Below are 17,601 nucleotides of genomic sequence, written 5' to 3'. Positions count from 1 at the left end.
AGATTATCCTTGCTGGCGTTGCCGCCAAACGCGATAGAGAAACACAGGGTTGCCTATCAAATAGCGCCGCCACATACGCCCAGGCTCCTGGATCAAGCGCCACGACCATTCCATACCGATTTCCCGTAACCACACGGGGGCACGGGGGATACGGCCGGAATAATAATCAAACAAACCGCCAATCCCCATACAGACGGCCGGGCTTAACTGGCTTCTATGGCGGGCCAGCCATAATTCCTGCTTGGGCACGCCGAAACCCACCAACAACACTGACGCGCCAGAACGGTTGATGGTATCAATAACCTGCGGCTCTTGCCCATCGGTAAAATAACCGTCTTGAACCCCAGCAATTTGCAAATGGGGGAAGCGTTGTTGCATCGCTGCCGCAGCCTGTCCGGCAACGCCTGGCAAACCGCCCAGTAAAAACACGCTATAGCCCCCTTCCGCCGCACGCCCGCACAAGCGAGGAAACAAATCCGTACCGTTGACGTTGGCCAACAGGTTTTGGTTAAGCAAACGGCAGCCGATTTTAATGCCGATACCGTCCGGCAAGACCCGGTCAGCGTCTTGTAGGATTTGGCGGTAAGCATCGTGGGTGTAGGCGATGTTCAGGCAAGCCGGGTTGACGAAGGCGAGCAAGGTTTTTTGCCGGTTGCGGACGCGCATATCTATCCAATCCAAGGCTTCCGCCATGGTGGTGTTGACGATATTGACGCCCCAAAAATGCAGCATGGGCGGGGTGGGCCTAGGCTTGCTCCCGCCTAATAACAAACCAATGGCGGCACGCAGGCACAGGCCAAAATAATTTTTGGCAGAAAGGCTGACAAAAAACGTCAGATTAGTGGCGAATTCGTCATCATAAGCCAAGCCAATTTTTTGCTTGAGGCTATACGCGGACACCACCCCAGGCCGGCAGGCAAAATACTGGCTGGCATCAACAGGAAGCTTTGCGGCTTCACTGGCCGCCAAAGCCCGGACTCCCGCCCAGGCCAGATCGCCGCGCAAGACATTCAGCAAGACCGCCAAGCCTTTTCCGCCTGCTTCACCCGCGAAACTTAAACGGTCAAACGGGTGTTGCCGGTAACCGAGTTGGGGCTCGCGGTTAAAAACCGTTTGGGTTTGCCTATACGCCAGCACGGCGCGGTACAGCAATAACGGCGACAGCACTATTAACAACAGGCCACTGCTCAACACATCGAACAAACGCATCATGGGGAATCCTATCACCCAGGCTGTTTACGTGGTTTTATCACGGCGGGCACACCGACCGCCAATGAATTCGCCGGAACATCCTGCAACACCACCGCATTCGCCCCAATGGCGACATCATCGCCAATAGTGATGGCGCCTAAAATTTTAGCACCCGCACCGATGTCCACACGGTTCCCGATGACGGGCGCACCTGCAATCCCCGTGTGCTTAAGGCCGATGGTCACGCCGTTACGGATCACCACATCATCGCCCAATACGGTGTCGCCGCTGATGATAATGCCCCCAAAATGTTCGATGACCAGCCGCCGCCCCACTTGCGCTTCACAGGGCAAATCTATGCCTGTCAAAATTTGTGACAGTAATTTCAATATCTTATATAAAATAGATAGCGGCAACCGTAACCAACGTTGCCGGACGCCATAACGCCAGCGCCCAAAACGGTACACCAACATGACCCAAAGGCCTTGGCGGCTTAAGTCGCCTTCGTAAGTCCGCCAATCTTCACGGATATTTGCAAACATCTGCTTCACCAAGGTTGGGGAGGGGAAACCAGCCCGCCTTCCGTTTCTTGCCAGGCTTGCTCCCAAAGTTGCACGATATGCCTTGATTCGGCCGCTTTATCAGGCGCGCGTTTGGCATTGCGCCAAGCCCTAAGTTTATGCCAAGTTTGCTCCAAGCCCTTGACCAATCGGCTATAAAGAAGGCCATGCCATTTGCGGTAGTACAACAGTTGGCTACGCATACGCCATAGCGTCAGTTGTTTGCCGGAACTGGAAAAGGCCATTTCATCCACCGTTTCCGATGACGCGCCGCCAATATGGGTGATCACCATGTCCGGCCAATAATACACTTGGAAACCTGCTTCATAGATGCGCCGGCACAAATCAACTTCTTCGTAATACAGAAAAAAACGCGCGTCGAAAAGCCTGATTTCCGTCAGCAAACTGCGGCGCACAATCGCAAACGCCCCGGGCACCCAATCCACGACGGTTTCTTGTTGCGGATCCGCCCAAGAGCGGTCAAACCGCCCAAAAAATCGGGATTTCGGGAAACGGTCCGCCAATCCGGACAACACCAAGGCTTCATTTAACAATGACGGGAACTGCCGGGCCGAGGGTTGCCATTCGCCACGCGGGCCTTGCAACAAACCGCCCCCCATGCCGACTTCGAGATTTTTTTCCATGTGCTTGTAGGCCCGTTGCAAGGTGTCCGTCGGGATCACCGCGTCAGGGTTCAGCAACACGACATAGCTGCCTTTCGCCACCGTCAACGCGAGATTATTGGCATGGCCAAAACCAAGATTGCTGGTGTTTGCAAACAACCGGATTTCGGGGTACTCCGTACGGACAATTTCCGCCGTGCCATCGCGTGAGTCGTTATCAACCACGATAATTTCAAAATCACTTAAGGTCTGAACCCGCAAGCTGTCCAGACACGAGCGCAACAGCGGGGCACTGTTATAAGTAACGATAAAAACAGATATAGCAATCATAGGTTTTCCCTATCTGTACGTTGCCACTGCGCATCATGGCGGGCATTGCGCCACAACTTGGGCATTAAGGTGAGTTTCCACAGGATATAAAAAGGGACGGCCGCCAGCGCTTTAATATTGGTAAGCCCGTCGCCAGCACCCTTAATTGCCAGCAAAACATGCGCCATCACCAGTAATAATCCGGCAATCGCATAATATTGCAAAAAAGCCCACGGCATTAACAAGGTCATCAATAGCAATAACACATGGTAAGCCAGCGGCAACAACAGCAACTCGGCCAAAGGCTCAAGCATCCGTATACGGCCACGCAACACGCTAAAAAATAAGGCAGGGATATGCTCGGCCATCAACCGGAACCGCCCGCCTTCCCAACGGCTGCGCTGCACGGCGGCATTATCGCCCTGATTGGGTGCATCAGAGAGGACGGCCACCGTATCGAGAAAATGCACCTGAAAACCCGCCGCGACCAGACGCAGGTGGTATTCCATGTCTTCCGCAATTGACCCCGCTTCATAAGGCACGGCTTCCAATACCGCCCGGCTCAGGGCAAAACCATTGCCCAAGATGCCTACCGACACATTGAGCTTTTCACGCCCTAGCAAACGCAATTCATTAAAAGCCAACCACGCGATATACAGCAACCGGGCACGGCGTGACGCTTCCGGATTGGCGATACGGTAGCGGCATTGCAGTGCGTCCAAACCTTGCGCGAAAGCATGTTGGAATTCACTGACCATTCCAGTATCGACACGGCTGTCCGCGTCAACCACGATAAAGCCATCAAAACCTTCGGGTAACAGCGTCTTAAAGGCATAATCCAACGCGTAACCTTTGCCCCGTCGCCCCTCATTCTGCCGGACCAAAACCCGTGCCCCAGCTTCGGCAGCGATGGCGGCGGTGTCATCCTGGCAATTATCGGCGATGACGATCAGTTCACAGCCTATGGCCTGTTTGAGGCTGGCGTTCAAATTGGCCACACAAGCACCAATGCCGCTGGCCTCATTATGCGCCGGCATGACAACGGCCAACCTGGGCAGTGAAACTTCAGGATGGATGCGGGACACTTGCAAGCGCTTTTTTAAGAAGGCGGCCGCCAACGTCAAGGCCAACAATTCCAAAGTACCGGGCAACGTCAACAACAGCACCGCCACTTGTATCAATAAGATGAGCGCCCCAAACATAAATCCTCCGCCAATTTTTTAAGTTATTTGTTGCTATCATTATAGCTATGACTTCTTTAACTTGTTGGAATCATCTATAAATGGCATAACAACCCATGAAATACGGGTTTTGAATAGCCTGAGCCTGCTAAACCTGGGTGACACCGGTGATGGGATCCCACCGATACGGCTTTGACAACGGCCTAAAACCCGTTAACTTGTAAGCTGGGACATAACAATAATAACAACACGAGGCATCACCATGAACCGAAACAACAGCACCTGGATTATGGCATTAATGTTGGTTAGCGGCACTTGCTGGGCGTATGGCAGTGGCGGCAGCACAAAAGCCTGTGCCAAACCCAAATTTACCGATTTCATCCCTGCCGAGAACTCCGAAGTCGCCCCTAATACAGGCTTTTCTTTCACCGCATCAAAAAACACGTTCCCGGACAGCATTGCCGTGACCGTAAAAGACTTGCCCGCAAGCATTAAGGTGAACCCTGGGAATGAAGGCCTTGTTCAAGTCTCCGGCACCCTTCCCCCTGCGTTACACGGCACTTATGCGAGGATTGCCGTCACTGGCGAAGGCCAAAACAAATGCAAAGGCGCTGCTGGCTGGTTAGTAAAAATTGGCGGGGCTGGGAAGTAATTACGAGGGGCCATCTGCGGGACAGGCCGGATAAGGACTGTTTGATCCCGCAGGATTTACCTCCGGTTTATTTTTATTTGCCGGGACTTATAGTTTCTACCGTAATGTTCCCACGGCGGACGCATTTTGCATAAGTGGCGTCCGGAGTTGCCGAGCCGCTGGCCTCTTTCATGCAGGCATGGGAAATTTTCAGATATTCATCGGCCTCTACCTGGGCGGCCGAATGGCCTGCCTGCTCCATGCACTGGCCAAAAAAACCCGCGTCGTTCCCAATGGGGACATCAACAACCGTCATGCTCCGGCCCGTGGGCACTTTGATGGATTCTTTCCGGGCTGAAGAACGCAAACAATCTGACGCATCGGAGAAATAACCCACATCATCGCCTTCTTGTTTGGACAGATAACCTGAACAGCTTTGCAATAGCAACGCCGATAAAATAACAGTGAATTTAAGCATGACCGCCCTCGTTATTATCAAATTGATTTCAGGGAACATTATAGCCGTTGGAAAACCCTTTAAGAAACTGATGATAGGGGCTAGTCTTGGGGTGCTATAATGGGCCTGCCTACATCACAGGCAACATTTAAACCATCGGCCTTATTGTTCAGCGGCGCGCTAGCCTAACACTTTATGGATGGCAATATGAAAAACGAGCAAAATCCAGCAAGTTTTAACAGGTTTTTTTGGGGGCTAGGCGTGTTCGCGCTTTCTGCCAGCACAGTCACCCTTGTTACAGACCCCTATCTCATGGCGGATATTGGCCTCATTATTTTAGGGATATACCTGATGTTTACAGGCTTGGCCAACCGCAAACCATAATGGCTTAGCTTTATGCCTAAGCCCGGCTTTTGGCCATAGGTATCCACAAAATCCTTATACGCTAAAACATAAGCCTTATTGCTTGTGCAGGCACTTATGCTGTTAGGCAAAAGCCATTGGGTCCACGGACAACACCGGTTTATGCCGGCCCTGCTTTATGGCTCCCATCACACAACGGCTGGTTTTTGGTTGCCTTGCATCCGCAAAAATAGACCGTTTTGGATTCCGTGGCATCGTATCTTAGCGGGGTAAACGCTGAACCTTTGTGCGAACCATCGCAAAACGGCTGCGTGCCACTCTGTCCGCAGCTGCACCAAAAATACGCCGCGCCTTCTTCAACTTCAATCGCAAACGGGGTATCGGACGCCCTTACAGGATCGCTCATGTTAACACCTCTGTAATTAATTGATTATTTTAATGTATCGCAAACAGCATAACCGTTTTGTAAAGACCGGGCTATCACTTTTTCATACGGGCTAACTCGGCTGCAACTGCTTTTCAGTAAGCGGGGGATAATCCGGGGCACCCCGTATAAACCGACGATACACGGACGGAGGTTCTTGGGCGGTTTCCAGCAGGCCTTTGGCTTGCCCGCCCCCCCCCTGGCCAACATCAGCAGGGCATCTTTTTTTCAGGCTTATGTTTTAGTCTTGCAGGGAAATATTGCCCCCCTAAATTCCGCTCCCTTTACCTTAACACCCACCCAGTAAAGCAAGACCAACAACACAGTTTTGAAAAAATAACGCCCCCTTGGCAAGCCCATTGAACCTTTCCTTGGACGGTGGGGATTCAGGCCATGCAGGAAATTTTTCCTGTACTTGATAAGGAGCACTGTATGTTAAACCACCATTTTCAGAAAACCAGCTTATCTTTGCTGGTAACAACGCTATTTTTGGCATCCCCCCAGATCTTGAATGCGGATCAGACCCCCCGACCGACTGGCTACGGAATCCATAACTTAGTCTCCAATGTCCCCGGCAAGGCACTTCACGACGACCCCAGCCTCATTAATGCTTGGGGGCTTGCCTTTAATCCTGACGGGGTTGTTTGGGTCACCGCTAACGGCACCGGAAAATCCACTTTGTATAACGGCAACGGCGAAAAACAAGGCCTGGAAGTGGCTATTCCAGGGCCCGCCAATGGTGAGCCAGCCAAACCTACGGGCATCGTGTTCTTTGGTGGCGGCAGGGACTTTAAAATCAATGGCAATCCCAGCCGTTTCATTTGCGCAACGGAAGCGGGCTCGATAGCAGGCTGGGCTCCCGTGCCACTGGCGCCCCCGCCAACCATCGCAACCGAGGTGGTGAATAATGCGGCAAGACATGCCATCTACAAGGGCTTGGCGTTGGCTGCAGATGGTGAGCGCTATTTGCTTTACGCCACCGACTTCCATAATGCCAAAGTGGATGTGTTTGATGGCACATTTCAACCTGTGTCACTGGGTGCCAAAGCATTCAAGGACAGCACCATCCCGCCTGGTTTCGCTCCTTTTGGGATCCAGGCCATCAATGGCGTCATCTTTGTGACCTATGCCAAGCAAGACGGAAACCAAGAGGATGAGGTCGACGGGGCGGGCTTTGGTTATGTCAATGCGTATGATACGGGCGGCCATTTGCTGCACCGCATCGCGGCAAGGGGCAAACTAAATGCGCCATGGGGCTTGGCTTTGGCTCCCGATAATTTCGGCAAGTTCAGCAACCATCTTCTGGTGGGTAATTTTGGCGATGGCACCGTGGTCGCCTATGACCTTAATAAACGCCCTCAAGATCCGGGGAAAATCCTGGGCCGGACGAATGGTAGCCCCATTCGTATCCCAGGCCTATGGGGCATTGCTTTCGGCAATGGCCTACAAAAGCAAGCGACCAATGACTTGTTTTTCGCCGCCGGGCCCAATCACGAAGCTAATGGGCTGTATGGCAAAATTGAAGCAATCCCGTGATCATGGGAGAAAAAACGCCCCTATTATAAACATCTAACCTATTGCCGCCGTGACCCTATATTTATTATCGATGCATTAACAATATGTTAACAATGTAGCCGTTAATCTGGCACTGGTTAAAAAGTTGGGCCAAGACAACCCCTAAGGCCAGGTGTTTATCCCCAGAAAGCGGTGATATTTGGCATAAAAACCATATTTTTATGTGCATATTGCTTTTATTGACTATTTTTAGCGGCGGCATTTTCACCAGAACATGCTCAGTTTTGGCTCCATAAATCACAACTTGAAGATTTTTAATGCCAAACCAACCTAACAGGAAATTCCAAAATGATTAAAAAACTTACCGGATTAAGCCTTGTGCTGCTGGCCCAACTATCCGACCCTTGTGCAGCGGCAATCAGCAATCCTATCGCATTTGTCACGGAAGTCCCGATACCGGGGGATTTTTGTGCGTTGACATCAACCTTCTGCAACCATCAAGGCGGTATCGATAGCACGGGGCGCGGCGGCGACTTATGGATACGTTATCCCGACGGCACCCTGAAAAACCTGACCGAAGCCGCCGGTTTCGGGCAAGCCGGGCTACAAGGTGAGCAGAGCATCCAGGTGCGCGACCCTTCAGTGCATTGGGACGGCAAAAAAATTATTTTCAGTATGGTCATCGGCGCACCCGCACATTTCCAAGTCAAGACCTTCAATTGGCAGCTCTATGAAATTACCGGCTTAGGAAAAAACGAGACCCCGGTCATTACTAAAGTGCTTAAGCAGCCCGCTGGTTATAACAATGTCAGCCCGGTTTATGGTACGGACAACAATATTATTTTTACCTCCGACCGCCCCCGCAATGGTTTGGACCACTTGTATCCACAACTGGATGAATATGAGGACGCCCCCACCGTATCCGGTTTGTGGAAATTAAACCCGTCAACGGGCGTGGTGTTCCCGCTGTCGCATGCGCCTTCCGGTGATTTTAGCCCGATAGTCGATAGCTTTGGCCGGGTCATTTTTACCCGCTGGGACCATATGCAACAAGACCAACAGGCCGCCGCCGACAGGCGTGGCGGCAATTTCGGAACCTTTAACTATTCCAGTGAATCGGCAACGGCAAAAATTTTAAACAGCCGCACAGAAGTGTTTCCGGAGCCAATAAGGGGCGACGAGGTTTCCTTGGCGGGGACCAATTTGAATGGCCTTGTCTTTAACCAATTCTTTCCCTGGCAAGTCAATGAAGACGGGACTGAGATGGAAACCGTCAACCATGTCGGGCGCCACGAGTTGGGCGGCTCTTTTGTCGAGGCGGTGTTCACTGACGACCCTGACCTGACCTTCCAGATCAACAGCTTAAACCAAAACAAAATCGAGAATTTTTTCCAAATCAAACAAGACCCGACCAACCCCAATTTTTTGGTTGGCGTCAATGCGCCTGAATTCGGCACCCATGCCGCCGGACAAATTGTCCGTTTGACCAATGTCAGCCCGACGCATAATGCCGATGAGATGCGCATAGATTATCTGACCGACCCCTCCACCTTTATCCCCACCGGTGAGGGCGAAACGCCGCTGCCAGAAAATTCCGGCCATTACCGCGACCCTTCCGTACTTTCCGATGGCACTTTGATCGCGGCGCACACCCCTGAGACGCGGCGGGACAAAAACGAAGGCACCACATCGGCGGACAATGCCGATTCCTTCCCAAAATCCCGTTACGATTTCCGCTTGCGCACCTTAAAGCAACTGCCCAATGGCACTTGGACGGCCGACCAGCCCTTGACCAATGGCATCACCAAGGAAATCAGCTACTTCAGCCCGGATACCTTAAGGCATTACTCCACCCAGTTATGGGAGCTGCAACCGGTGGAAGTCAAACCGCGTACCCGTCCCGCACGTCGCGTCGCGTCAGCATTAAGCGCACCCGAGAAGCAAATCTTGCAGGAAGAAGGTGTCAGCGAAGCCAGTTTACGCCAGTACCTAAGCAGCAAGCGCTTGGCTTTAGCGATTATGCGCAATGTCACGCAACGTGACCACAGCGACAAGCAACAGCCCTATAACTTGGCGGTGGCGGGTTCGGCGACCCAAACCTTGGGCAACCAGGGAAAACTCTATGAAGTCGCACATTTCCAAGCTTTCCAGGCCGACCAAATCCGCGGCTTGGGTCTAACAGGTTCCTCCACTACACCAAAACCGGGCCGCCGTATTCTGGGCGTGCCTGTGCACAACGTAACGGCGGTAACGGCAAACCCGCCCTTAAGCGCAGGCGCCCCCAAAGGTAGCGTGAAAATCGCCAATGACGGTTCGGTCGCCATGCTGTTGCCGACCCGCCGTGCTTTAAGCTGGCAAATCACCGACCCCGCCGGGAAATTTGTCGTCAGGGAACGTAACTGGCTCACCTTGCAGCCAGGTGAAATCCGCACCTGCCCTGCCTGCCATGCGCCGAATACAGCGGATCAGGCCGGACATCCGGCGGCAAGCAACCCGCCGGAAGCATTAAGGCAACTGCTGATCTTTTTGAAAGCTAAGGGCAGTTTGTAACAGGACATGGGTTCTGCCGAAAAAATAGCCGCATGGACCGGTTATTTAATTGGCAGAACCCATGATATGGAAATGCATGTTTAAGCAGCGGGTCTTAGATCGTGTTTTAAAAGTGTCGCGGACGGTCCGATTGCAACAGCTGCATGGATGCTACCCTTTAGGGCATCAAGGAGGTAGGGCAATGCAGCAATCGAGCCGCGTAGCCGCTTTTAAAACATGTCCTTAACGCTGGAAGCCAGCAAGCAAATCACTTCGACGGGCACTGCCCACTCCCCCATAAGATACCGGAAAACAGCCCAGCGGCAAACGCGCTGTACCGCGCATACCCCCCCCCAAAAAAAACTGGCCGGCCTCACCGTGCCAGCACTGGCGCCAGCTATCCATGCATTGAGGCCATTAACCAAACCCGGCATCAACACGCCGGCGCAACTGGTACTAAATGGCAATACCAAAAATCAGCAAGCGTTTAACAAAGGCAAAGGTTATGCCGACAATCTGGATACCTCGGAATGGTTAAAATTGCCTTGCCAATGCTTTTTGAAGATATGGTTTGGATGGCCTAGTGGGTTTTGTCAGACCAGCCCCGTCCCTTGAACACGTCCACCCAATGGCGATTTGTATGGCCCGGAAGCTAAGGGTGGCTTCCGGCCTTATGACAAGCCATTTCCATCGCCTGGATGGAAGTAACAAAACCTAGTGCCCAGACAATTTTGAATTGCCGGTATTTGCAGCGGAGACCCACCTGCGGGCTTTGGGTTTCTGTGAGGCCTATAAAAAGGGAGGGCAGCCGTCCTCCCCTACTGGTGTTTAGATTTACCCGACAAAAAATATCGGCCGGGCAGTCGGTTCATCCCCCAATTCCAAGCGGATTTGCTAATGCCACATCCCTGCACGTCCGCTTGCCCCCACCATCACCAGCAAGACTGTTGCCGACTGAAGCCAATCTACACCCCCGTCACCTTCCCCACCCAGCACCTTCCCGGACTTTTACTGGCGGCTGCCATCATTGTTGGGCTTTGCCAACTTAACGCGCTAACTGTCAAGGTATTTTCGGAACGGTTTATGGGTGTGGCTTCCAAACTAAACCGGCACCGGATCAACCTGACCTCACGCTTCGCTGGCAATCGCTTGATGCAGAGATTTCCAGTTATCGCCCCAAGCCAAAAGGGGCCGGAGCATTAAAAAGCCCTCACGGCCCGCACATGGAAGGGGAACAGTTTATCGATGTTGCCTTGGTCGCCGAAAAGGAAGGACTGGACCCAAACAAGGTCAGCGCTATCCTCAGACGAACTCCAATAAGTCGCCCTGCTGTCAAACCTCCCGACATTCGTTAACGGTGCGGGGGCGGCGGGCCCGATGGTGCGGTACATCAAATCCAATTCGTCCTTTGAAGGCAAATACCAACCCGTGTAGGGCCCGTCCACCAGGTCGGCACAGAGCTTGGCCGCATAATTGCCTGCCCCCTGGGCCTTAATGATCTTATGGGTGTTGGCCAACCCCGTACCGATGGCAGTCCCTGTGGCGCCAGTGGCAATAAAGGAACCGTTATACCATGGGATACCGATGCTCTGGTCTTTCCGCGCGGCAACCAGGCCGTGTTCGCCCGTGCGGTCAATATAAAAAATAATGCCGCCTTGGTAGCGGTTACCGATTACCCTGACCATATCCTGAAAACGCACTTGGGCCGACACGTTCAATTGCTCAGCCGCGCCCAAATTGTCGGCGACCGCCGTGACATAACCTTTGTCTTTAATAAGCACCCATTGCGTACTCGTAGCGTGGTTTAAGGTCAGCGGCACCCAACTATTTTGATGCAAGGTCTGGTCAACCGTCACTTCAAAGCACGGGTAGCTGGCATCGGAACTGACGCAGCTTGTGCCGCCCGGTTTTTTGCCATTAGGGTATACGCGGTAGAGAGCCTCTTTAGCCGTGCCAGTTTTCGGCACGAACACATGCACTATAAAAGTCGACGAGAACGGCGCCAACCACTTGACCTCGGAAGCGCTACCGCCTTGCAAGGCGACCATGCCGCTCACTAGCTTACCCGTTGGCGTGGCCGCCTGCGCCACCGTCAAACCCATTATGGCTAAAGCCAGGGTTAAGGCCCATTGTTTAAACATTGATCCCATTAGTTTGTCTCCAAAAATGTCGTTTAAATACAGAATCGCCATCAGTATGGCCGATAATATCCTCCCCAATAATAGGGGTTAGGGAAATAGCCCGGATAGGGATAGCCCAATCCCCCGTAAGCGCCATAACCAGGGTAATAATTGCGTCCCCCTTCATAGTTGAGCCACAAATGGATGGCGCTGGCTGAAACCTGTGGCAGGCGGATAGTTTTTTTGCCGATGGTACGCGCCATATCCCCCGTCAATGTCCCTGCGACGGTTATTTCCCTACCTTAATGCCTCTGATTAAAATACAGGCTCAAAAAGCCAGCTGATTTTTACCCCGCCACGGCACTTTCCTGCAACCCACAAAAAACTATCTGCGCAACCTGAATTACGTCCAAGGGGGAAAAGGTTCAATCTATTTTCCAAGGGGGCGTTATTTTTCGGCAGCGGCTGGAATCTGTAAGACTGTCCAAAAAGCGGGCGGAGCCAGGGATGGCATCCCCCAAGCTTCAGGGCTGGCCTATCGCCTTAGCGTTTATCTGGAGGAAAACCGCCCAAGTGAATTTGTCACTGAAATCAGGGCTTCACAAGGTTAAAATGAAAAGCTGTTAACCGGACATCAAAAAACCATGTGGATTAACCTTCCCAGACCTAAGCCCACCCCAATGGCTACCGGCCGCCGCCCCATGCCATGCCGCCTTTGGCTGTGCCTGCTGCTGGTGTGCCCGCCGGCCTGGGCTGATTGGCATGGCAAGCTCAGTGTCCTCAGCGAATATGTCTATCGTGGCTACAGCAAAAGCTGGGGCAATCCGGTGGTGCAAGGCCAACTTGGCTACCAAGATGCTTCCGGTTGGTTTGCGGGCGCCGCCGTATCGCAAGCCAGTTTTGATGGCCGCGATTATCCCGAGCATACTGATTTGGAAGCCAAACCTTTTTTAGGTGTGCATTGGCCTCTAGGCACTGACTGGCGGGCTGAGTTGTCCGCTTATGGTTATATTTATGACGGCGAAGTGTTTTCCAAACCCGCTGATTTCGTCGAATTTTCCGCCGCCATGCATTACCAGGACTGGTTAAGCGGCAAAATATCCGTCGCCCCCGACGCTTACCAACGCCAAGCCACCGTTGATTATGAGCTCAACTATCGCCACGACCTGACCGACACCGTGCAGTTTTCGGCGGGATTGGGGATGTACCAGGCCGACCGGTTGCTGGGCAAAAATTACCTTTACTGGAATTTGGGCGCATCTTGGTTTTTGGATGCCCATTTGGTGTTTGATTGCCGCTATGTCGATGTCCAGCTCAATGGCGATTATGCCGCCGGATCACGTCCCGACGCATTCCATCCCAAATTGTTGGGTAGCCAACTTTTGCTGACCTTAAGCGCTGGGTTTTAACATTTTTTAGCGGGTGCTGAACTTTTTCCGGTGAACTGGGAATTCAGTGTTCAAGCAAAACTGGAGCACCCTAACCTTATGTTGCACATCGTCCCCACCCAAACCAAGCCTATATTAACCGGACAGGTAGATACCGCCATGGATGAATACGCCTTGTTGCAGCGCATCATCGAAGGCGACATGCTGGCCTTTGAAGCGTTTTATAAACTCTATTACCCAAAGCTGTTTGGCTTTATCCAGCGCATGACCCGCCAGCCTGAAACCGTCGAAGAGTTGATCCAAGAAACTTTATTGGTGGTTTGGGAAAAACCGCGGCACTATAACCATAAAAGCAAACTATCCACTTGGGTGTTTGGCATTGCCTATAACAAGGCATTAAAATCATTGGCCAAACATGCCCGTACTAACGATGCCGATCTTGATGACGTGCTGGAAACACTACGGGACCCCTCTCCAAACCCGGCACAACACCTTGAAAATGCGGATTGGTTGGGCCGTGCGCTGGCCGCGCTGCCACCCGACCAACGGGCGGTTATCGAGCTGACTTTTTACCACGGCCTGCCTTACCAGGACATCGCCGTTATCCTTGATTGCCCTGAAAACACTGTAAAAACGCGGATGTTCCATGCGCGTAAGAGATTGCAGGCATTTGCCGAAACCCAAGGGAACTGAGATCATGAACACAACGACCGAGCCCGAATCTGGAACTGATTTGCATGAAGCAACCCAACTGTTGTTGCCTTGGTATATGAAGGATGCCTTGGACGCTGACGAGCGGCAACAGGTTGAACGGCATGTACGGACGTGCCTGTCATGCCGGCGGGAGTTGCTGGCCATCAACAAGCTGGCGGCGGCAGTGGTGCAGTCAACTGATCTTGATGTGGCCGCCCATGCCTCTTTCGCCAATATCCGTGACAAATTACAAATCCCCGCACCCAAAGCCCCCCTCCTGCCAGTTCGCCCCACCGCCGACAAGGACGGCAGCGAAGGCTTGGGAAGTTACACAAAGAAGACCTTGGCCAAACGGCTATCGCCTTACCTCGGCCAACCCGGCAAACCGCTTGCGTTGGCCGCGACAGTGCTGCTGGCGATGCTGCCGTTGGCCCTGCAAGACCGTGGCACTAGCCCAACTAGCGGTTATTACACCTTATCGGACAACAAACCGACACCAGCGCCCGGAGTCAGGCTGCATGTGGTGTTCGCCAAAGATTTGCCGGAAAGCCATATTAACCAAATGCTGGCGAGCATCCATGGCCAACGGGTTGGCGGGCCCAATAGCGTAGGGGCCTACACCATACAATTGGACACCACCACCGGCCAGCCCGATGCCGCGGCGGCGATTGCGTTCTTGCATCAGCACAAAGAAGTCCTCTTCGCCGAACCCGCCCTGGAGCCGTAACACCACCATGAAACTGTCCACCCAGATCCTATTGCTTTGCCTGTCCGGACTGCTGGCCGCCTGTGCAGGCACTACCGGCCTGTCCCGCCTCGGCGACAGCGCGGTCAACGAAGACCGCCGCCTGTTGGTGACTTTCGCCGACCGCAGCATAGCCCGCAATCTGCAAGGCAACCAGCAAGACAATTACCAGGTTGTGGAACAATACCGTAATTCCAGTTGGGGCGGCCGCAAAGCCAATGAGCTGGCTGACCGCCATCGTCTGAAGCTTGTCATCCAATGGCCGGTGACCGAATTGGGCGTAAGCTGCGTATTGTATGAAGTGCCGGAGGGGCGGCCCCTATCCCAAGCCATACAGGCCTTGCGCCAAGACCCTTCGATCAGCACGGTGCAGGCCCTGCACCGTTTTGAGGTGCTCGGCCAACCCCCCGCTTTGGTATCTGGCAACGACCCTTACCGGCATTTGCAGGCAGGTTTCCAGGCCCTAGGCATCGCCGACTTGCACCCCGTCACTACCGGACGCGGTATCCGCATCGCCTTGATCGACGCGGGCGTGGACCTTGACCACCCTGACCTTAAAGGGCAAATCAAATATTTTGAAAATGTCGCGGCGGAACCGGCAGACCATAATCTGGCCGACATCCATGGCACGGCGGTGGCGGGGGTGCTGGCGGCGCATCCTGGCAATGGCATAGGCATCACCGGTATCGCCCCTGAGGCGGAAATATTGGCCTTCCGGGCCTGCTGGCCAAGCAAGCCGGATGCGCTGGCGGCACATTGCAACAGCTTTACCCTGGCGCTAGCGCTCAATCAGGCATTGAAGATGGATAGCCGCATTATCAACCTGAGCCTTAGCGGCCCCGATGACCCTTTGCTACGGCAATTGCTGGAAAAAGCCCTGGCCAAAGGCACGCTCGTCATCGCCGCAGTACCTAAGAAAGGCCAAGTTGACGGCTTCCCCGCCAACTTGTCAGGCGTGGTCGCAGTCGGCGAGGACAGCAGCGGCCATCCCGGCATCATCGCCCCCGGCAAGGACATCCTCACCACCGTGCCGCACCAAGCTTACGATTTCATGACCGGCAGTTCTTTCGCCGCACCGCATGTCGCCGGTGTCGCGGCGTTGTTGTTGCAGTTGCATCCTGAGTGGCGGACTGCCGACATCATGCGCCTGTTGCGTAGCGGTTCCAACACCTTGACGGCCCATCTGCCCAAAGCGGCGGCCGCAGGAAAAAAACCGGATGGCTTCTAGGCTCGGCTGATGTGGCGCCTCGGAAAAGCTAAGGACGTGTTTTAAAGCGTCGCGGGCGGTCCGGCGCAACCAGGCCATGTAGCCCCTTCAAAACACATTCTGGCAGGCTGGCATCATCCCGCTAGCCCGTAGGTTGGGTTAGCGATAGCGTAACCCAACGCATCATGGGTTGTTGGGGTTCGTTGCCTCACCCCAACCTACAGGCTATTACGAGCCGCTAATAAACTCAATTTTCAAATGAGTGATTTTTCGGCTGGTTTTTTTGCGGGAGATGTTGACTTGGATATTGGCTTTTTCCAGCAGTTCGGCTTTAACTACATTTAAAACCTGACGCTCAAAGATCACCCACGCATAAGAATCGGGAACACCGAGCATTTGCCGTAATTCTTCAACCGAAACTGTCAACCATCCGGCGAATACACCACCCGTGTCCTCTTTCTTTTGCGCCCATGACACCAACAGTTCATATAAAACACGTTCTGACAGGCGGCGGCATCCCGCTAAGGAAGAGCGGCATATATCCCATAGCCATGGGTTTTATATTTGGGCAATCGTTTGAAACAAACCCGATTTACTTGGCTGGCACCCTAGCCTTCAAGCATCCTTGTAAAAACAACGACGTGGTCTGCCGTGCCCAAACATCAATTTCCGCTTCGTCGGGCGTTGGCGCCAAACCTAGCTGGAGTTTTTGGAAGCGTTCGCTACGGAATGCGCCTAAGAATTGGTCGGCGAGGATGTGCGGATCTACCGCAACAAAATACCCCGCTTGCTGCTGGCGTGCGAAAAATTGCGCCAAATGGAGCAAGGTGCGTTGCGGCCCTTGTTCATAAAACTGCGTGGCAAGGTCCGGGAAGCGCAACGCTTCACCTAACAGTATGGCGCGGATGCGCACCGCATCGGGCCGGGTGATAGCCTGCAGATATTGCTTCGCAAAATTGGCCAGCGCCTCATCCGGCTGGTTTTCCAAGACATTATCCTCCGACAAAACGGTGACAAAACGGTCACTACAACGCTTGATGACCGCACCAAACAACCCCGCCTTGCCCCCGAATTGGGAGTAAATGGTGCGCATGGACACACGGGCCTCTTTAGCAACGGTTTCCAAACAAAAATTCCCATAACCATGTTCAAGAAAAAGCTTGAAGGCGGTATCCAGTAAACGGTCACGGCTCAGGGATTCTTCGCCCTTACGTGGTCGTCCGCATTTAATCATGTTGTATTACCCACTGATGTTACGCAGACATTTTCTGCGACTTGAAAATAAATAATGATGAGTCGCTAGCGCGACAGTTTTTTAATCGGGTTCTCGCACCCGAAAGCGAGATACTTTCTTTTGCTCCGCCCCGGCAACTGCTCCTGCGTTGCCCTACCTCCTGCATCCGTGCAGTCGAAAAGAAAGTATCCAAAGAAAAGGCGGCCCGATTGCCGCTTCCTCCTTGCGCTCCTCGGTTTTGTCGGGGGTCAGCAGAGAGGGCTTCCTGCCCTTTTATGCCCTGTGGGTACCTGCCGACGCGCGGCATCCTTGCCGCGCCCCCTTCGGGCTGTTCCCGACAAAACCTGCGGTGCTCGGCGCGGCAAACGGGAGCGAAAACACGTTACTGCGTAACGTCAGTTACCCACTAAACGGATTGGATTGAATTGAAT

19 protein-coding genes are annotated in these 17,601 nt (G+C 53.3%); 9 read left to right on the top strand and 10 right to left on the bottom strand.

Going from position 1 to position 17,601, the window contains the following annotated elements; translation table 11 throughout:
• Positions 1–3: 3 nt before the first annotated feature.
• From METMI_RS0109785 to METMI_RS0109770, 4 genes are read right to left on the bottom strand one after another with little or no spacing between them, the layout of a single operon-like run.
• Positions 4–1,212 carry a WecB/TagA/CpsF family glycosyltransferase gene (locus METMI_RS0109785; RefSeq protein ID WP_019866107.1) on the bottom strand — a complete coding sequence of 403 codons (1,209 nt, stop codon included), beginning with the start codon at positions 1,210–1,212 and terminating at the stop codon, positions 4–6.
• Between the two features lie 11 nt (positions 1,213–1,223).
• On the bottom strand, positions 1,224–1,733 hold the full coding sequence (locus METMI_RS0109780; protein WP_019866106.1) for a serine O-acetyltransferase: 510 nt from the start codon (positions 1,731–1,733) through the stop codon (positions 1,224–1,226).
• 5 nt (positions 1,734–1,738) lie between these two features.
• Entirely contained in the window at positions 1,739–2,704 is a 966-nt protein-coding gene (locus tag METMI_RS0109775; RefSeq protein WP_019866105.1) for a glycosyltransferase family 2 protein, read from the bottom strand.
• On the bottom strand, positions 2,701–3,885 hold the full coding sequence (locus METMI_RS0109770) for a glycosyltransferase family 2 protein (protein WP_019866104.1): 1,185 nt from the start codon (positions 3,883–3,885) through the stop codon (positions 2,701–2,703). The genes METMI_RS0109775 and METMI_RS0109770 overlap by 4 nt, the downstream gene beginning before the upstream one ends.
• A gap of 241 nt (positions 3,886–4,126) precedes the next feature.
• Between METMI_RS0109770 and METMI_RS0109765 the strand changes: the two genes are divergently transcribed.
• On the top strand, positions 4,127–4,516 hold the full coding sequence (locus METMI_RS0109765) for a hypothetical protein (protein WP_019866103.1): 390 nt from the start codon (positions 4,127–4,129) through the stop codon (positions 4,514–4,516).
• A 73-nt stretch (positions 4,517–4,589) separates the two neighbouring features.
• Here the strand turns inward: METMI_RS0109765 and METMI_RS0109760 are convergent, their stop codons facing one another.
• Positions 4,590–4,973, bottom strand: a complete 384-nt coding sequence (locus tag METMI_RS0109760) for a hypothetical protein (RefSeq protein ID WP_156829814.1) — start codon at positions 4,971–4,973, stop codon at positions 4,590–4,592.
• A gap of 186 nt (positions 4,974–5,159) precedes the next feature.
• On the opposite strand from METMI_RS0109760, the gene METMI_RS0109755 reads away from it, so the two are divergent.
• A complete protein-coding gene (locus METMI_RS0109755; RefSeq protein ID WP_156829813.1) occupies positions 5,160–5,336 on the top strand; it encodes a hypothetical protein in 177 nt (58 codons plus the stop codon).
• 139 nt (positions 5,337–5,475) lie between these two features.
• Here METMI_RS0109755 and METMI_RS28290 read toward each other — a convergent pair whose 3' ends face one another.
• Positions 5,476–5,721 (bottom strand): CDGSH iron-sulfur domain-containing protein, encoded by a 246-nt coding sequence (locus METMI_RS28290; protein WP_019866100.1) that lies wholly within the window; start codon positions 5,719–5,721, stop codon positions 5,476–5,478.
• A gap of 450 nt (positions 5,722–6,171) precedes the next feature.
• Here METMI_RS28290 and METMI_RS0109740 point away from each other — a divergent pair, with 450 nt between their 5' ends.
• The 3 genes from METMI_RS0109740 to METMI_RS0109730 all read left to right on the top strand — a co-directional run bounded on the left by METMI_RS0109740 (position 6,172) and on the right by METMI_RS0109730 (position 10,398).
• Positions 6,172–7,275 (top strand): TIGR03118 family protein, encoded by a 1,104-nt coding sequence (locus tag METMI_RS0109740; protein WP_019866098.1) that lies wholly within the window; start codon positions 6,172–6,174, stop codon positions 7,273–7,275.
• Positions 7,276–7,602: 327 nt separating this feature from the next.
• Positions 7,603–9,804, top strand: coding sequence for an HzsA-related protein (locus METMI_RS0109735; RefSeq protein WP_019866097.1), 2,202 nt, complete (start codon positions 7,603–7,605; stop codon positions 9,802–9,804).
• A gap of 216 nt (positions 9,805–10,020) precedes the next feature.
• The gene (locus METMI_RS0109730; protein ID WP_019866096.1) at positions 10,021–10,398 is read left to right on the top strand and encodes a hypothetical protein; all 378 of its coding nucleotides are present in this window, start codon (positions 10,021–10,023) and stop codon (positions 10,396–10,398) included.
• 584 nt (positions 10,399–10,982) lie between these two features.
• Here METMI_RS0109730 and METMI_RS0109725 read toward each other — a convergent pair.
• Together METMI_RS0109725 and METMI_RS0109720 are read right to left on the bottom strand one after the other, a co-directional pair.
• Positions 10,983–11,933, bottom strand: coding sequence for an Lcl C-terminal domain-containing protein (locus tag METMI_RS0109725; RefSeq protein ID WP_198007905.1), 951 nt, complete (start codon positions 11,931–11,933; stop codon positions 10,983–10,985).
• A gap of 41 nt (positions 11,934–11,974) precedes the next feature.
• Positions 11,975–12,196: a Slp family lipoprotein gene (locus tag METMI_RS0109720; protein WP_269634486.1), complete on the bottom strand. Its 222-nt coding sequence runs from the start codon at positions 12,194–12,196 to the stop codon at positions 11,975–11,977.
• Positions 12,197–12,604: 408 nt separating this feature from the next.
• Here METMI_RS0109720 and METMI_RS0109715 point away from each other — a divergent pair, with 408 nt between their 5' ends.
• The 4 genes from METMI_RS0109715 (at position 12,605) to METMI_RS0109700 (ending at position 15,957) form a co-directional block, all read left to right on the top strand.
• A complete protein-coding gene (locus tag METMI_RS0109715; RefSeq protein WP_198007904.1) occupies positions 12,605–13,312 on the top strand; it encodes a TorF family putative porin in 708 nt (235 codons plus the stop codon).
• Between the two features lie 78 nt (positions 13,313–13,390).
• A complete protein-coding gene (locus tag METMI_RS0109710) occupies positions 13,391–13,984 on the top strand; it encodes an RNA polymerase sigma factor (RefSeq protein ID WP_019866092.1) in 594 nt (197 codons plus the stop codon).
• Positions 13,985–13,988: 4 nt separating this feature from the next.
• The gene (locus tag METMI_RS0109705; RefSeq protein ID WP_019866091.1) at positions 13,989–14,711 is read left to right on the top strand and encodes a zf-HC2 domain-containing protein; all 723 of its coding nucleotides are present in this window, start codon (positions 13,989–13,991) and stop codon (positions 14,709–14,711) included.
• 7 nt (positions 14,712–14,718) lie between these two features.
• Positions 14,719–15,957, top strand: coding sequence for a S8 family peptidase (locus METMI_RS0109700; protein WP_019866090.1), 1,239 nt, complete (start codon positions 14,719–14,721; stop codon positions 15,955–15,957).
• Positions 15,958–16,164: 207 nt separating this feature from the next.
• On the opposite strand, the gene METMI_RS0109695 is transcribed toward METMI_RS0109700, so the two are convergent.
• Together METMI_RS0109695 and METMI_RS0109690 are read right to left on the bottom strand one after the other, a co-directional pair.
• Positions 16,165–16,413, bottom strand: a complete 249-nt coding sequence (locus tag METMI_RS0109695) for a replication initiation protein (RefSeq protein WP_019866089.1) — start codon at positions 16,411–16,413, stop codon at positions 16,165–16,167.
• Between the two features lie 115 nt (positions 16,414–16,528).
• Positions 16,529–17,170 carry a TetR/AcrR family transcriptional regulator gene (locus METMI_RS0109690; protein ID WP_019866088.1) on the bottom strand — a complete coding sequence of 214 codons (642 nt, stop codon included), beginning with the start codon at positions 17,168–17,170 and terminating at the stop codon, positions 16,529–16,531.
• Between the last annotated feature and the right edge of the window lie 431 nt (positions 17,171–17,601).

This window comes from Methylovulum miyakonense HT12 (assembly GCF_000384075.1).
Classification (GTDB): domain Bacteria; phylum Pseudomonadota; class Gammaproteobacteria; order Methylococcales; family Methylomonadaceae; genus Methylovulum; species Methylovulum miyakonense.
Note: the sequence above shows the minus strand (reverse complement) of the source record. Positions and strands in the feature narration are given on the sequence as shown.

Bases quoted from the DNA above. Each gene is read 5' to 3' on its own strand.
- METMI_RS0109785 (WP_019866107.1), bottom strand. From the start codon at position 1,212: ATGATGCGTTTGTTCGATGTGTTGAGCAGTGGCCTGTTGTTAATAGTG.
- METMI_RS0109780 (WP_019866106.1), bottom strand. From the start codon at position 1,733: ATGTTTGCAAATATCCGTGAAGATTGGCGGACTTACGAAGGCGACTTA.
- METMI_RS0109775 (WP_019866105.1), bottom strand. From the start codon at position 2,704: ATGATTGCTATATCTGTTTTTATCGTTACTTATAACAGTGCCCCGCTG.
- METMI_RS0109770 (WP_019866104.1), bottom strand. From the start codon at position 3,885: ATGTTTGGGGCGCTCATCTTATTGATACAAGTGGCGGTGCTGTTGTTG.
- METMI_RS0109765 (WP_019866103.1), top strand. From the start codon at position 4,127: ATGAACCGAAACAACAGCACCTGGATTATGGCATTAATGTTGGTTAGC.
- METMI_RS0109760 (WP_156829814.1), bottom strand. From the start codon at position 4,973: ATGCTTAAATTCACTGTTATTTTATCGGCGTTGCTATTGCAAAGCTGT.
- METMI_RS0109755 (WP_156829813.1), top strand. From the start codon at position 5,160: ATGAAAAACGAGCAAAATCCAGCAAGTTTTAACAGGTTTTTTTGGGGG.
- METMI_RS28290 (WP_019866100.1), bottom strand. From the start codon at position 5,721: ATGAGCGATCCTGTAAGGGCGTCCGATACCCCGTTTGCGATTGAAGTT.
- METMI_RS0109740 (WP_019866098.1), top strand. From the start codon at position 6,172: ATGTTAAACCACCATTTTCAGAAAACCAGCTTATCTTTGCTGGTAACA.
- METMI_RS0109735 (WP_019866097.1), top strand. From the start codon at position 7,603: ATGATTAAAAAACTTACCGGATTAAGCCTTGTGCTGCTGGCCCAACTA.
- METMI_RS0109730 (WP_019866096.1), top strand. From the start codon at position 10,021: ATGTCCTTAACGCTGGAAGCCAGCAAGCAAATCACTTCGACGGGCACT.
- METMI_RS0109725 (WP_198007905.1), bottom strand. From the start codon at position 11,933: ATGGGATCAATGTTTAAACAATGGGCCTTAACCCTGGCTTTAGCCATA.
- METMI_RS0109715 (WP_198007904.1), top strand. From the start codon at position 12,605: ATGCCATGCCGCCTTTGGCTGTGCCTGCTGCTGGTGTGCCCGCCGGCC.
- METMI_RS0109710 (WP_019866092.1), top strand. From the start codon at position 13,391: ATGTTGCACATCGTCCCCACCCAAACCAAGCCTATATTAACCGGACAG.
- METMI_RS0109705 (WP_019866091.1), top strand. From the start codon at position 13,989: ATGAACACAACGACCGAGCCCGAATCTGGAACTGATTTGCATGAAGCA.
- METMI_RS0109700 (WP_019866090.1), top strand. From the start codon at position 14,719: ATGAAACTGTCCACCCAGATCCTATTGCTTTGCCTGTCCGGACTGCTG.
- METMI_RS0109690 (WP_019866088.1), bottom strand. From the start codon at position 17,170: ATGATTAAATGCGGACGACCACGTAAGGGCGAAGAATCCCTGAGCCGT.